11 protein-coding genes are annotated in these 14563 nt (G+C 64.7%); 4 read left to right on the plus strand and 7 right to left on the minus strand.

The features are described from left to right. The first annotated feature begins 44 nt into the window (after window positions 1–44). Complete coding sequence (locus NZL82_RS16225; protein ID WP_261270790.1) at window positions 45–1838, plus strand: thiamine pyrophosphate-requiring protein; 1794 nt, start codon at window positions 45–47, stop codon at window positions 1836–1838. A gap of 38 nt (window positions 1839–1876) precedes the next feature. Here the strand turns inward: NZL82_RS16225 and NZL82_RS16230 are convergent, their stop codons facing one another. Next, window positions 1877–4300, minus strand: a complete 2424-nt coding sequence (locus NZL82_RS16230) for a S9 family peptidase (protein WP_261270791.1) — start codon at window positions 4298–4300, stop codon at window positions 1877–1879. A gap of 48 nt (window positions 4301–4348) precedes the next feature. Beyond that, a complete protein-coding gene (locus NZL82_RS16235; RefSeq protein WP_261270792.1) occupies window positions 4349–4594 on the minus strand; it encodes a hypothetical protein in 246 nt (81 codons plus the stop codon). Between the two features lie 210 nt (window positions 4595–4804). Between NZL82_RS16235 and katG the strand changes: the two genes are divergently transcribed. Next, entirely contained in the window at window positions 4805–7036 is a 2232-nt protein-coding gene (katG, locus tag NZL82_RS16240) for a catalase/peroxidase HPI (protein WP_261270793.1), read from the plus strand. Between the two features lie 239 nt (window positions 7037–7275). Continuing rightward, window positions 7276–9723, plus strand: a complete 2448-nt coding sequence (locus NZL82_RS16245; RefSeq protein ID WP_261270794.1) for a TonB-dependent siderophore receptor — start codon at window positions 7276–7278, stop codon at window positions 9721–9723. 42 nt (window positions 9724–9765) lie between these two features. Here the strand turns inward: NZL82_RS16245 and NZL82_RS16250 are convergent, their stop codons facing one another. The 3 genes from NZL82_RS16250 to NZL82_RS16260 form a co-directional block, all read right to left on the minus strand. Next, on the minus strand, window positions 9766–10032 hold the full coding sequence (locus NZL82_RS16250; protein WP_261270795.1) for a hypothetical protein: 267 nt from the start codon (window positions 10030–10032) through the stop codon (window positions 9766–9768). Between the two features lie 53 nt (window positions 10033–10085). Further along, window positions 10086–10874, minus strand: coding sequence for a DUF1206 domain-containing protein (locus tag NZL82_RS16255; protein WP_261270796.1), 789 nt, complete (start codon window positions 10872–10874; stop codon window positions 10086–10088). 79 nt (window positions 10875–10953) lie between these two features. Continuing rightward, window positions 10954–11502 (minus strand): DUF882 domain-containing protein, encoded by a 549-nt coding sequence (locus NZL82_RS16260; RefSeq protein ID WP_261270797.1) that lies wholly within the window; start codon window positions 11500–11502, stop codon window positions 10954–10956. A 189-nt stretch (window positions 11503–11691) separates the two neighbouring features. Here NZL82_RS16260 and NZL82_RS16265 point away from each other — a divergent pair, with 189 nt between their 5' ends. Next, on the plus strand, window positions 11692–13116 hold the full coding sequence (locus tag NZL82_RS16265; protein WP_261270798.1) for a L,D-transpeptidase family protein: 1425 nt from the start codon (window positions 11692–11694) through the stop codon (window positions 13114–13116). Window positions 13117–13548: 432 nt separating this feature from the next. Here NZL82_RS16265 and NZL82_RS16270 read toward each other — a convergent pair whose 3' ends face one another. Together NZL82_RS16270 and NZL82_RS16275 are read right to left on the minus strand one after the other, a co-directional pair. Next, complete coding sequence (locus NZL82_RS16270) at window positions 13549–13884, minus strand: hypothetical protein (protein WP_261270799.1); 336 nt, start codon at window positions 13882–13884, stop codon at window positions 13549–13551. Then, the coding region (locus tag NZL82_RS16275; RefSeq protein WP_261270800.1) for an SGNH/GDSL hydrolase family protein at window positions 13884–14563 on the minus strand (680 nt) is incomplete at its 5' end. The genes NZL82_RS16275 and NZL82_RS16270, both read right to left, overlap by 1 nt.

Genomic DNA, 14563 nt, shown 5'->3' on the forward strand with positions numbered 1-14563 from the left:
CGCGCCCTTCGTCCTCTTTCCGAACGGACTGAGGAACGACCGGCATGACGAGGCAAAGCAGCGACTTTTTCGTCGAACGGCTCAAGGCATGGGGCGTGACGCGCATCTATGGCTATTCGGGCGACGGCATCAACGGCGTGTTGGGTGCGCTTCAACGGGCCGAACGGGCCGGGGAGGGGATCGATTTCATTCAGGTTCGCCATGAAGAAATGGCGGCCTTCATGGCAGTCGCCCATGCCAAATTCACGGGCGAGATGGGCGTCTGCCTGTCCACCGGCGGACCAGGGGCGACGCATCTCATCACCGGGCTTTACGATGCCAAGCTGGACCATATGCCCGTGCTCGCGATCGTGGGACAGGCCGAAGCGACGGTCCGGGGCGCCAGCTATCAGCAGGAGCTGAACCTCGACCGGATGTTCGCAGACGTGTCGGACTTCGTTCAGGAGGCGGCGGCCCCGGCACAGATCCGCCATCTGGTCGATCGCGGCGTCCGCATTGCCAAGGCGCGCAACGGCGTGACGACGTTGATCCTGCCCAAGGACGTTCAGGACGAACCATGGGAGGAACCCGCCCGTGCGCATGGTTTCACCCGCTCCGGCCCCGGCTATTCCCGTCCGCGCGTCATTCCGCACGAACGGGATCTGGCCGCTGCGGCGAGCATATTGAACAAAGGCAAGAAGGTCGCGATCCTGATCGGCGCGGGCGCACGGGACGCGGCGGACGAGGTCGTCGCCATCGCCGATCTGCTGGGCGGCGGCGTGGCGAAGGCGTTGCTGGGCAAGGACGTCTTGCCCGACGACCTGCCATTCGTGACCGGTGCCATCGGCCTGCTGGGCACCAAGCCGTCATCGGACATGATGGACGATTGCGACACGCTGCTGATGATCGGCACCGGCTTTCCCTGGGCCGAGTATCTGCCGAAGGACGGACAGGCCCGGGCGGTTCAGATCGACATCGATCCGGCCATGCTGGGCCTACGCTACCCGGTCGAGGTCAACCTGCACGGCGATGCGGCGGAAACGCTGCGCGCGCTGATCCCGCTCGTCACCCGCAAGAGCGAGCGCGACTGGCAGGATCAGATCATGGCCGGGGTACGCGACTGGTATGAGACGATCGATGCGCGGGCACAGGCCACCGCCAATCCCGTCAATCCGCAGCGGGTCGTGTGGGAGATGTCGCCACGCCTGCCCGATAACGCCATCGTCACCTCGGACTCCGGTTCCTGCGCCAACTGGTATGCGCGCGATTACCGGGTGAAGAAGGGGCAGCGGTCGTCGCTATCGGGCGGGCTGGCCTCGATGGGGGCGGCGGTTCCCTATGCGATCGCCGCGAAGTTCGCGCATCCCGATCGCCCGGTGGTGGCACTGGTCGGTGACGGTGCGATGCAAATGAACAATCTGGCGGAAATGATCACCGTTCAAAAATATTGGCAACGCTGGTCCGATCCCCGCCTCATCGTCTGCGTCTTCAACAATCGCGACCTTAACGAGGTGACGTGGGAACAGCGGATCATGGAGGGCAATCCGCGTTTCGAGACGACGCAGGACCTGCCCGATGTGCCCTATGCCAAGTTCGCCGAACTGATCGGCCTGACCGGCATCTTCGTGGACGATCCCGAACAGCTTGGGGCGGCATGGGACAGGGCGCTTGCGGCGGATCGGCCGGTGATCCTGGAGGTCAGGACCGATCCGGACGTCGCCCCCTTGCCCCCGCATATCACGCTGGAGCAGGCCAAGGCGTTCATGTCCTTCGCCGCAAAGGGCGATCCCGGCACGGGCGGCGTGATAGCGGACACCGCCCGGCAGCTGGTGCGGGAAATCCTTCCTACCCGAAGCTGAAGCCCCACCTCCCGTTATCCAGAAGGTGGGGCAGGCGCTTACTGGGCGGGTGCCGGCTGTTTCGGCTTGACGTAGCGGTCGAGCCAGTCGGTCATCTGCCACAATGTCTCTTCGGTCGACTCCAGTGCACGATAGCCATGGGGCTCGTTGGGCAGGACGACATAGCGGACCGTCGCGCCATTGCCCTTCAGCGCCGCGTACATGCGCTCGGACTGGATCGGGAAGGTGCCGCTATTGTCGTCGGCCCCGCCATGGATCAGCAGGATCGGCGCCTTGATCCGGTCGGCATAGGTGAAGGGGCTCATCTTCGTATAGGTGTCGGTCGCCTGCCAATAGGTGCGCTGCTCCGCCTGGAAGCCGAAGGGGGTCAGCGTGCGGTTATAGGCCCCGGAGCGCGCGATCCCGGCGCGGAACAGGTCGGTATGCGCCAGCAGATTGGCAGTCATGAACGCGCCATAGCTATGGCCGCCCACCGCCATGCGCGACCGGTCGGCCACGCCCAGTTTGACCACGGCGTCGACGGCGGCCTGCGCATCGTCCTGAAGCTGTTTGACATAGCTATCGTTGGCCTCCGCCCCGCCTTCGCCGATGATCGGCATGGCGGGGTCGTCCAGCACGGCATAGCCCTGGGTCAGTAGGAACAAATGGCTGATCCCGCGCGGCCTGACGAAGCGATTGCCCTGGTCCACCGTCTGCCCGGCCACCTTCGCATCGGTATATTCCGCCGGATAGGCCCAGAGCAGCGTCGGCAGCGGCCCGTCACGCTTCGCGTCATAGCCTGCGGGCAGATAGAGCGAGCCCGACAGCGGCAGGCCATCGGCACGGTTATAGGTGATGGTCCGCTGCGTCACGCCCGCGAAGACGGGGGCGGGGTCGGCGAAGCTGGTGATCGGCTTTGCCGAGCCGCCCTTTATGCCGCGGATCATGTAATTGGGAGGCTGCTTGGCGCTCTCCCGGCGCGTCAGGATACGGCCGGACTTCTCGTCGAGCAGTGCGACGACGCTTTCGTAATAGGGCGCCTTGGCACTCCACAGCTGCTTCTGCTCGCCGCCCTTGACGGGCAGGCTGGCAAGGAAGGGGAAGGCGCCCGCCTTGGTGGCGCCTTCGCCGGTGACATAGACGCCGTCATGCCCGGGGGTAAAGCGCATCACCGGCTTGCCGGCGTCATTCTCCTCCAGCATCGGGCGGCCAGGATCGCCATATTGATCCTGATAATTGCGGGTCAGCACGGTCCGTGCTTCGCCCGGCCGTCCCGGCGCGACCGCCAGGCGATGTTCGGTACGCGAGCGCCATTCGCGGTCCACGACCAGCGCGAAGCCGTCATCACCCCACCAGGTCGTCGCATAGCGGGCAGGGGTCTTGGCCAGTTCGACCGGCTCGGCGGCGAAGGGCGCGGCCTGCATCATCAGCCTGTCGTGATAGGCGATCTTCACGCGCGGATTGCCGCCGTCCAGCGCTTCGGCCCAGACCAGGGTCGCGGGGGCGTCGGCACGCCATTCGGCCTCGCGCGGGCCCTTGACGGTCGCATCGAAATCGACCGGCAGGTCGTCGGCGAGCGGCCGGTCGACCAGCGTCTTCACCGGCTGGCCGTCAATCGTCGAGACCGCGATCTCGGTCGGGAAGAAGCGGGCGGGCAGGAGATAGGAATAAGGCCGCTTCAATCGTTCGGTCAGCAGGTAGCGGCCATCGGGCGACACGCTGAAATCGGTGATAAGACCCGGCCTGCCGATGGGGTTGGCGGTGCCGTTCAGGTCGATACGGACGAGTTGACCGGTGAAATAATAATCGAACAGCGCCTCGTCATGCGCATCGCCCAGCAAATCCTCATAGGTCCGCGCGGCGGAACGGCGCCCGCTGGTTTCCTGAACGATGGGGCCGGTCGGGGTCGCGTCGGCGACGGGGGCAGCGCCCCGGTTGGCGACCACGGTATAGGCGATCAGCGCCTGGCTATCCGGCGTCCAGACAAAGGGGGTGCCGAATGTCCCGTTCAGCCCGCGCGCGATGGCACGGGCGCTTCCGTCCCGCTCGGCGACCCAGAGGGACAGGCCATCGCTATCCTGTGTATAGAAGGCAAGGCGGCGTCCATCCGGCGACCAGTCGGGTGCGGCGAAGCGCATGGCCGCTGGCAGCTTGACCGTGACCGTCCGTCCGCTGCTCACTTCCTTGAAGCTCAGCGCGTTCAGCCACTGGACGCGAACCTCGGCCTGGCCGTTGGTCGCGGGGTCGATGCGATAGCCGGCAAGCCGCAGGATGGGCTTGGACAGATTGGCGATGGAAGGAAGGCTCTCGCGCCCCAGGATCGCGAGCGTCCGATGGTCGGGGCTGACCGCAACGGCGGGGGTGAGCGGCGTTTCCAATGCCTTGGCGATCGCGTCCGGCGCGCGGTGATAGCCCGTGCGGGGCGTCTGGGCATGGGCGGTGGTCGCCAGCAGGGCGGCGACCAGACAAACTCCAACGCGCATTCAATACCCCTTATTCTCAATTTGCGCAGGGGTTTGGCACGTCCGACCTTATCGCCGCAAGGCCGCCGCCAGTGAGATACCGGCCGCGAGCTGGATCAGCCCATAGGCGCGGCGGCGCATGGGGTGGTCGGCAAAGGGCCGGACCAGCAGGTCTACCGTCCGGACTTCCGAGCGCCACAGATCGACATGGCGTTTCGGCTGAAGCACGCCGAGCACCCCGTCGCCGATCATGAAGACGGCGGCCATTTCCGCCGCACGGCGGACGCCGATCCGCATCGAGTTCGTGTCGCTCATGTTGATCCTCCGAAAATAGTCCAACGCGTTCGCCTGATGATTGTCACATGTCGGTAACGCGTTGCGGGCACGGTCCGTCTGTTCGCTTTGGTCAATAAGTCTGACCAAGATAGTCGGCTTTACAGTGCAAACCTTATCCGGCCTTATGCGTAGGTGCCGGGTGGCCGACGGAACGCGTCGTTGCCCGACGGAAATTCAAGGAGTGGACGAATGGCTACCGAAATCGAAGAACGGCAGGGCCCGAACGCCGGAGAATGTCCCGTCGCGCATGGCGGCGGCGGTAACGGTGGCGGCGGAAAGCGCGGTGGTCGCGGTGGCCATGGCAACAAGGATTGGTGGCCCGAGCGGCTGCGCCTGGAAGGGCTGAACCAGCACAATCCCCGCTCCAACCCGCTGGGTCAGACCTTCAACTATGCCGAGGAGTTCGCGAAGCTCGATCTCGACGCGCTGATCGCCGACCTCCATGCGCTGATGACCGACAGCCAGGATTGGTGGCCCGCCGACTTCGGCCATTATGGCGGCCTGTTCATCCGTATGGCGTGGCACTCCGCCGGGACCTATCGCACCACCGACGGTCGCGGCGGCGCGGGCGGCGGGCAGCAGCGCTTCGCCCCGCTCAACAGCTGGCCGGACAATGCCAATCTCGACAAGGCACGCCGCCTGTTGTGGCCGATCAAGCAGAAATATGGCGCCAAGATCAGCTGGGCCGATCTCTACGTCCTGACCGGTAATGTCGCGCTGGAGTCCATGGGTCTGAAGACCTTCGGGTTCGCGGGCGGTCGTGCCGACACCTGGGAGCCGGAAGAGCTGTACTGGGGTCCCGAGGGCAGCTGGCTGGGCGACGAGCGGTATTCGGGCGAGCGTCAGCTTCACCCGGCGCTGGGTGCGGTCCAGATGGGCCTCATCTACGTCAACCCGGAAGGTCCGAACAGCAACCCCGACCCCGTCGCCTCGGCGCGGGACATCCGCGCGACCTTCGCCCGGATGGCGATGAACGACGAAGAGACGGTCGCCCTCAATGCCGGCGGTCACACTTTCGGCAAGACGCACGGCGCGGGCGACCCGTCCTTTGTCGGTCCCGAGCCGGAAGGCGCGGTGATCGAGGACCAGGGGCTTGGTTGGCGTTCGAAGCATGCCAGCGGTCTGGCCGGCGACGCGATCACCTCCGGCCTGGAAGTGACGTGGAGCCAGACGCCAACGCGTTGGTCGAACAACTATTTCCGCAACCTGTTCGAATATGAGGACCAGTTCGAGCTGACCAAGAGCCCGGCGGGCGCCTGGCAGTGGGAGGCCAAGTCCGCCCCCGCCGACGTCCCGCACGCGCATGACCCGTCGAAGAAGCAGCATCCGCGTATGCTCACCTCCGACCTCGCGATGATCAAGGACCCGGAATATCGCAAGATTTCCGAGCGCTTCTACAAGGACCCGGCCTATTTCGCCGAGACCTTCGCGCGCGCCTGGTTCAAGCTGACTCACCGCGACATGGGGCCGGTCGAGGGCTATCTCGGGCCGCTCGTGCCGCAGGAGCCGTTGATCTGGCAGGATCGCGTCGATCCGCTCGACCACCCGGTGGTGGACGAGGCCGACATTGCCGCTCTGAAGGCGAAGATCCTCGACTCCGGCCTGTCGGTCCCGGCGCTGGTCGGCGCGGCCTGGGCCTCGGCCTCGACCTATCGCCGGTCGGACAAGCGCGGTGGTTCCAACGGCGCCCGCGTTCGTCTGGCCCCGCAAAAGGACTGGGAGGTGAACAACCCGGCTCAACTCGCGGAGGTTCTCGCCAAGCTGGAGGCGATCCAGGGCGAGTTCAACGCCTCGGCCACCGGCGGCAAGAAGGTGTCGATGGCCGACCTGATCGTGCTGGGCGGTTGCGCGGCGGTCGAGAAGGCGGCCAAGGATGGTGGGGTCGAAGTGACCGTGCCCTTCACGCCGGGTCGTATGGATGCCCGCGAAGACCAGACGGATGTCGAATCGTTCGAGGTGCTGGAGCCGATGGCGGACGGCTTCCGCAACTATCGCCAGGGGCCGCAATTCATGGTGCCGGAGGAAGCGCTGGTCGATCGTGCCCAGTTGCTTGACCTCAGTGGGCCGGAAATGACGGTGCTGGTCGGTGGTCTGCGCGTGCTGGGCGCGAATGCGCTGGGCGTGACCGAAGGCGTGTTCACTGATCGTGTCGGCACCCTGACGAATGACTTCTTCGTCAATGTGCTGGACATGAGCACCGAATGGGAGCCGACCGACAACGACAATCTGTTCAACGGTCGCGACCGCCGCACCAAGAAGCATACGAAGACCGCAACCCGTGTCGACCTGATCTTCGGGTCGCATTCGGAACTGCGCGCCTTGGCAGAAGCCTATGCCTGTTCAGACTCTTACGAGCCGTTCGTGCGCGACTTCGTGAAGGCCTGGGACAAGGTAATGAACGCCGGTCGTATGGATATCTGACCAGCCCATATCAAATGACGGAACGGGGGTTGTACCGCGAGGTACACCCCCTTTTTTCGTGTCACCTGCGCACAGATATGCTCGACAAGTCCTTGTTCCGATTTTGTTTAAATGAAATCCCTACCAATCGGATAGAAATTGTTGGTCCGAAGGTGACCGATCGCGGGTTAGAGGTCGCGGATCAGACGGGGCAAACCCGCCCATCGGCAACAGCCGGGCCAGTACAAGGATTTCAGGGAATGACTCAGGGTCGCACCATCGCCCTTCTCGGGGTTTCGCTACTGACGCTCGCGGCGCAGACCGCTTATGCGCAGACGGCGACGTCCTCTTCGCCGCAGAGCCAGGCCGAGGATCAGGCCGCACAGACCGCGCCGGCCGCAGGCGCCGCGACGACGGCGGACGAGGGTAACGACATCATCGTCACCGGCACGCGCACCGAGGGCCGTACCCGGCTGGACAGCGTGTCGCCGGTCGACGTGCTGAGCGGCGCCAGCCTTCAGCGGCAGGGGACCACCGAACTGGCCTCGGCGCTGGCGGCGGTGGCCCCCTCGATCGACTTCCCACGTCCCTCGGCCAATGATGCGACCGACGCGATCCGCCCGGCGACGCTGCGCGGCCTGTCCCCGGATCAGACCCTGGTCCTGATCAACGGCATTCGCGGCCACACCTCCGCCAATCTCAATACCAACGGCACGGTCGGACGCGGATCGGCGGCGGTCGATCTGAACACCATCCCGACCGTGGCGCTCGACCGGATCGAGGTGCTGCGCGATGGCGCGTCGGCACAATATGGATCGGACGCGATTGCGGGCGTCGTCAATCTGCGTCTGCGCGAGGCTCGTTCGGGTGGCGGCGCGTCGGTGACCTATGGCTTTTACAACACGCAGGTCGATACCGCCGCCAACAGCCGCCATGTCAATGGCGAACCGGTCGTCACCGCCTCCGCCTGGCAGGGCATCGGCTTTGGCAGCGACGGCTTCATCACCGTCTCGGGCGAATATACCAAGCGCCAGCCGACCAACCGCGCCGATATCGATCGCCGCGTTACCCCCAACCGCATCACCGGCCGTTATGGCGACCCCGAGGTCGAGCAGTTCACCGGGTTCGTGAATGCGGGCACCTCGCTGACCGACAATGTCAGCCTCTATGCCTTTGGCGGTTATCAGGACCGCGACACGCGCGGTGCGGCCTTCCCGCGCAACGCCAATGCATCGACGACGCTGGCGGGCTATCCCAACGGCTTCCTGCCGATCATCAACACCAAGACGAAGGACATCAATTCGGCGGTGGGCCTGCGCGGCGATTTCGGCGGCTATAATGTCGATCTGTCGCTCAGCTATGGCCGCAACACGGTTGATTTCCGGACGCTCAATTCGGCCAACTATGCCTATGGCGCGGCGACGCCGAAGAATTTCTATGACGGTCAGGTCGCCTATGACCAATATGTCGCCGGGCTGGACGTGACCCGCAAGTTCGACGTGTTCCAGTCGCTGAACGTCGCCTTCGGCATTGAGGGGCGTCGCGAAGGCTACAAGATCACGCCGGGCGAGCAGGCTTCCTACGGGTATCCGACCACCGGCGCGGTGGCGGGCGCGTCGCCGGGGGCGCAGGGCTTTGGCGGCTTCAGTCCGGCCAACGCTACCAAACGGAACCGTCACAGCGGCAGCATCTATCTGGACGTCGAGGCGCAGGTAACCGACAAGCTGTTGATCGGTCTGGCCGGGCGCGGCGAGGATTATTCAGACTTCGGCTCGACCGCCACGGGCAAGGTCTCGGCGCGCTACGACGTAGCGGACTGGTTCGCGCTTCGCGGCACCGCCTCGACCGGCTTCCGCGCGCCCTCGCTGCAACAGCAATATTTCACGCAGATCGCCTCGGTCGTGACCAATGGCGTGCCGATCCTCACCGGCACCTTCCCTTCGGTGAGCGAGGTGGGGACAGCGCTGGGTGGTCTGCCGCTGGAGCCCGAGAAGTCGACCAACCTGTCGGTTGGCACGGTGATCCGAGCTGGCGGTTTCGACCTGACGATCGATGCCTATCGCATCCATATCCGCAATCAGATCGGCCTGTCAGAGAATATCCAGGCCGCGGCCAGCCCGCAGGTCGCGGCGCTGTTGTCGCCCTATAACGTCTCGGCGGCGCGCTTCTTCATCAACGGGCTGGCGAGCACGACCAAGGGCATCGACGCGGTGGCGCATTATCGTCTCCGCACCGACAATGCGGGCAGCTTCGATTTCACGCTGGCGGGCAACGTCAACACGATCGAAGTGACTCGCGTGCCCACCTCGACCGCGACGCTCAACCCCGCGCCGACCCTGTTCGCGCGCAGCCGCATCCTGACGCTGGAAGAGGGGACGCCGGGTGAGAAGGTGACGGGCACGATCGACTGGTCGCTCGACCAGTTGGGCGCGTTGGCGCGCGTGACCTATTATGGAAACGTCAACCAGCCGGGCACGACGCCTAGTGCCGACGTCCTGACCGGCAATCGCGCGATCACCGATCTCGAACTTCGCTACACCGCTCGCAAGGGGGCACAGATCGGGCTCGGCGTGAGCAATCTGTTCGACGTCTACCCCCGCGCGACGCCGATCGCGAACAACTCGACCGGCGTTCTGGGCTTCCCCTATTTCTCGCCCTTCGGGTTCAATGGACGCTATGTCTATGCACGGGCCGGTTTGAACTGGTGAGCCTGGCCAGTCCGGCTTGACGATGGGAGGACGACTGATCCGTCAGTCGTCCTCTTCCATTTCCCGGTCGATCGTGTCCATGAAGTCGCGTGCGGCTTCGCGGTCCGTTTCGTCCTCAAAGGCATCCTCGAGATCGGGTGCCGCGCCCAGCATATAGGCCAGGCACCACAGCGCGAAGCGGCGACCGCCGTCGCGCTCCAGCCCGAATTGCAGCCGCAGACGCTCGATACCGGCGGCAAGCTGTTCCGGGGCGAGGTCGGCAATCTCTTCGGTGCCGAAGAAGCGGACGAGCAACTGATCGAAATCCATGGCGCCTGATAGACGATCCAACGCGCGCTCCCAAGGGGCGACCGCACCCGACGTCAGCGGAAACTGGTCGCCCGTCGCACCATATCGTCGACCGGCACGTCATGCAGGACGCGGTAGCGAGCCTCGACCAGACTGAACAGTCCGAACCCCAGCAATCCGGCCCCGACGATCAGATCGAACGGGTTCGTCAGCCATGACAGGACATGCGCCATGCCCCCGGCGTCGCGCGCCTGCTCCTCCATACCGGCCTTCACCAGCAGATAGCCGCTGATCAGGAAGACCAGCCCGCGCGCCGCATAGCCCGCGCGGCCGCTCCACATCACCCAAGCGCGGCGCGCCACATGGGGTTCCAGATAGCGCAGGAACGATCCCTTCGCCGCCTTCACCAACTGTATGGCGCCCAGCAGCAACAGGACGGCTGCCCCGACGAGCAGAAGCGCCCAGCCGCCCGGCCATTTCAGCGCGGTTTCGGCACCTTCGCGCGTGCCGTCACCGGACAAGGCGGCACCGCGCATCAATTGGATCGCCTGCCACGCCAGGAACAGGTGCACGATCCCGCTGACCCCGGCGCCTGTGCGTTCGGCCAGCCCCTTCCGGTCGGAGCCATGCCGTTCAATGTCGAGCGTGGCATCCACAATCCGCCAGATACCATAGGCGACCAAGCCGGCCGCCATGATGCCCAGGAGGAACTGTCCGCCGCCCCGGCCCAGATACTCCAGTGCGCCGCTGGGGTCCTCGGCGCGGCCGGTGCGCAGGATGAGCGTTGCGATGACGATGTAGAGCAGTCCGCGCGTCGCGAAGCCGATCCGCGTCAAATTGGTCAGGCGCGCGTTGGCGTTCATGTCATCTCCTTGATTTGGAGGACACAACCGCGAGGTGGCCGGTCCGTTCCGCGTCTGGAACGGACCGGCGACTATCTGCTTAGCTCCAGTGGCGGATGGGTCCGGTATCGACATGCACGAAGCCGTCATGTGGATAATAACCAACGCCACCCCCGCGCAGCGACAGGGCCGCATCGCGCAGGCGATTGAGCGGGACGCCGGGGATGGCGATGTCGGTTGCCTTGCCCAGCATATGTTGGCTCTTGCTGGCGACTCCGTGCGACCGCGCGTGCATCGCTCCATTGGTCTTGGGACTGCGATAACCGGAGACAAGCCGCAGGGGCTTGTTGGGGGCGACGTCCAGACGGTCGCGCAGATGGACGAGCAGATCGAGCAGCCTGGGATCCATCGTCCGCGTCGCCCCGGTCCGCCAGTCGCGCATCGCGTGGTTCAACTCGGCGAGCCCATCGGCGCGGTACCGTCCATCGGCGAAGAAGCACACGTCGCAGCGTTCGCGGGTATTGGCGTTGATCAGCGAAAGCCGCCGCTCGGGCGTCCGGGCGGAAACCCGTTCCGACAGTGCGGCCATCACCAAAGCGGCCGTCCCGCCGCCCATCAGATCACGGCGCGAAAACAGGGAATGAGACAAATGCATGGTCCGGTCGAGAAGAGGAAATCGCAGCTTTACAGTAAGATGGTTGCCACTTCCTGACTTGGATCCATGCTTCGTCGCGTGAAGACAACGACTTACCGGATCGCGAACGGCGATCGGCCGGGACCTGACTTCGCTTCGATGCGTTGTTGATAGAAGATGAGGGAGTGACCTGTGCAGATGCGGATGGGGACGTCGTTGGTGCTGGCCATGATGCTGGCAGGGTGTAGCGGACAGAGCGCGTCGGACCAGAACGCGATAGCCACCGCACAGGAACAGGCGGGCCCCGCCCAGTGGAGCGACAAGACCAAGGGCCAATTGCGCCAGGCCATCGATGACCGTGCGGCGCATGGGCTCGACCACATGCCGTTCGACATTGGCGCTGGAGACGAGGCCACGCTAACTGAACAGGCGCTGCGTTTCGCTGCGGCACTGGCGCGGGGCGCGACCGATCCAACCAAGCTCTACGAAGTCTATACGGTGCCAAGGCCCTCGCCGGACCTGAAGGCCGGGCTGGCCGGGGCGCTCAAGTCCGGCGACCTCAGCGGATGGCTCAACGGCCTCGCGCCGCAGGACGCCAACTATAAGAAGCTGTCGGCCGCCTATCTCAAGATTGCGCGCGAGCCCCGGCCACAGAATTCGCCAGCCCCGATTGCGGATAGCGGCGAGGCGATCAAGCCGGGCGCGACCGACCCCAGGCTGCCCGCGATCACGCGCGAATTGGTGATCCTCGATTATCTGCCGCGCAACGCCGCGCTTGGGAACAGCTACGCGCCGCCCATCGTCGCGGCGGTCCGCCAGATGCAGGCGGATTACGGGATGAAGCCGGATGGCATTATCGGTGCGGAGGCGTTGGCTATCCTCAACATGTCGGACGCAGATCGCGGGCGCGCGATCGCGGTTGCGATGGAGCGGCTGCGTTGGCTGGAACGCACGCCGCCGGAGACCCGGATCGACGTCAATATTGCGGCGGCCCGGCTGACCTATTGGCGCGATGGAAAGATCGTCGACAGCCGCAAGGTGATCGTGGGCGAACCGGATACCGAAACGCCGCAGCTCGGCTCCCCCATCTTCCGACTGGTCGCCAACCCGACTTGGACCGTTCCCCGCTCGATCCAGGAAAAGGACATCGCCAAAAAGGGTCCCGGTTACCTGAAGGCGAACAACATGGTCTGGAAGGACGGTTGGATCGTGCAGCAGCCGGGGCCGAAAAACTCGCTGGGGCTGGTCAAGTTCGATATGCAGAACGATCATGCCATCTACCTCCACGACACGCCCGCCAAGACGTTGTTCGGGCTCGTCCAGCGGCAGCGTAGCCATGGTTGCGTCCGCGTCGACGATGCGCTGGGCTTTGCCGAGATGCTGGCCAAGGATGAAGGCGTGGTCGACGAATGGCACCGCGCTCGCGAAACGGGCAAGGAGACCTTCGTCAAGCTGCCCCGCCAGATCCCGGTGCGACTGCTCTATCAGACGGTCCTGTTCGACGATGACGGAGAACCGATCGTTCGCAACGATCCCTACGGCTGGGATGACCGTATTGGATCCGCCTTGGGCTTCCAGGCGGGCAAGGCCCTGCGCGCCAAGACCGGCGCCGCGGACGTCGGGCCGTAACGTGATGTGCAGGTCGTAGTTTACTGGGGGGGGCGCGACGTTGGTGGCGTCGCGGTCCCTTGATGGCGGAAGAGGTGACCGCCTCAAAGCATGCGAAGAATGGCTAAAATGCGTGGGTTTGTCGAAGCGGCTCGGAACCGATACCCCGACTTATACCCCTGAGCCGTTTTCGTACCCCTATGGTCTGTGGCGAGTATATCAGCGCAGCCGAGTGATGGCGATTCGTCCGTCACACCGCAGGGCCGCTCGATTAACAGTCGAGTGGAAACGGCGATCAGGCGCTGATCGAGTATCTGGCTGAGAAGCTATGGGACAGCCGTATGGGCGAGTTCGAGATCGCAACGCCGTGGAGCGAGGCAAGCCCGTTCTGGCAAGCCAAGTTCCGGGAAATGGCAGTGTCGGCGCGACTGGCCCTGCTGGCGTGACCGGACGTCAAACGCCTGGCGCCTGCTCCAGCACATAGCCCCAGCCTCGCTCGGTCGAGATGGTTACATCGCCGCCCAGGCTGCGCAACCAGCGCCGCAGTCGGCATATCCGCACCTTGGCCACGTCGGTCTCGGCATCCTCTCCTACCGTCAGCATGGCGAGGGTGAGATGCGAGACCCGGCCGCGCCGGACAAGGTGGTAAAGGGTCTCCACCTCGCCGGGCGGCCGGTGGTATCGGATGCCCTTCCAATACACTGCCCCCGGATCGCGCTGGACGATTAGGCCGAACCGCTCCACGCGATCGGGCTGGTCGGCTCCGCAATGGGGGCAGGCATGGGCCATCAGAGCGTCACAGAATCGATAGCAGCGCGGGTGTCGGTGGCCATGAGCTGGGCGATGGCCGTGGTGTAGTGCGTGCCGTCGCCGGTTCCATAATTGGCGCTGCCGTTGACAACCCACTTCCATGGGTCCGTGCCGCGCGTTTTGTCACGGCGATCAAGCGCGGCAACCGTGCCGTCCGCCAGCCATGCGAGCCATTGATTATTGACGGTTTCGCCGCGCGTTCCCACGCCGAAATTGGCGTCAGAGGTCTGGCCGGCCTCAGTCGCGTAGCTGTCTGTTGTGCCGCTTGCCCCTGGAATGAGGCGAGGGATCAGCAAGCAGCCGATGATTTTATTGACGCCCGCCGATCGAGCGCTCGTCATCAATGACTGCAACGAACTGATGGTCGCCGCCGCCGTGGCGTTGCCTCCGTTCACGTTCGCCAGATCGTTAGTGCCCGGCTCCAAGTACAAGATATTGAAATACTTCAGCCAAGCCAGCATCTTCGTATTCTGGGATAGGTCGGATGCACGCGCGCCCACACGCGTCAGCTTCATGTGTGCGACAATGCCTGTAAGGCCGGTAGGAACGACTGCGCGCGGCCCATAGCCGTTCCCGCCGATGTAGTTGGCGAGATCGTTACTGCCATCCATCAGGCTATCGCCAAGGAATGCCAGAGCCTTGGAGGTGCCGGTAAATC

This window comes from Sphingomonas sp. LC-1 (assembly GCF_025371035.1).
Classification (GTDB): domain Bacteria; phylum Pseudomonadota; class Alphaproteobacteria; order Sphingomonadales; family Sphingomonadaceae; genus Sphingomonas; species Sphingomonas sanguinis_E.

Coding starts and splice junctions, on each gene's coding strand:
- NZL82_RS16225 (WP_261270790.1), top strand. CDS start 45: ATGACGAGGCAAAGCAGCGACTTTTTCGTCGAACGGCTCAAGGCATGG.
- NZL82_RS16230 (WP_261270791.1), bottom strand. CDS start 4,300: ATGCGCGTTGGAGTTTGTCTGGTCGCCGCCCTGCTGGCGACCACCGCC.
- NZL82_RS16235 (WP_261270792.1), bottom strand. CDS start 4,594: ATGAGCGACACGAACTCGATGCGGATCGGCGTCCGCCGTGCGGCGGAA.
- katG (WP_261270793.1), top strand. CDS start 4,805: ATGGCTACCGAAATCGAAGAACGGCAGGGCCCGAACGCCGGAGAATGT.
- NZL82_RS16245 (WP_261270794.1), top strand. CDS start 7,276: ATGACTCAGGGTCGCACCATCGCCCTTCTCGGGGTTTCGCTACTGACG.
- NZL82_RS16250 (WP_261270795.1), bottom strand. CDS start 10,032: ATGGATTTCGATCAGTTGCTCGTCCGCTTCTTCGGCACCGAAGAGATT.
- NZL82_RS16255 (WP_261270796.1), bottom strand. CDS start 10,874: ATGAACGCCAACGCGCGCCTGACCAATTTGACGCGGATCGGCTTCGCG.
- NZL82_RS16265 (WP_261270798.1), top strand. CDS start 11,692: ATGGGGACGTCGTTGGTGCTGGCCATGATGCTGGCAGGGTGTAGCGGA.
- NZL82_RS16270 (WP_261270799.1), bottom strand. CDS start 13,884: ATGGCCCATGCCTGCCCCCATTGCGGAGCCGACCAGCCCGATCGCGTG.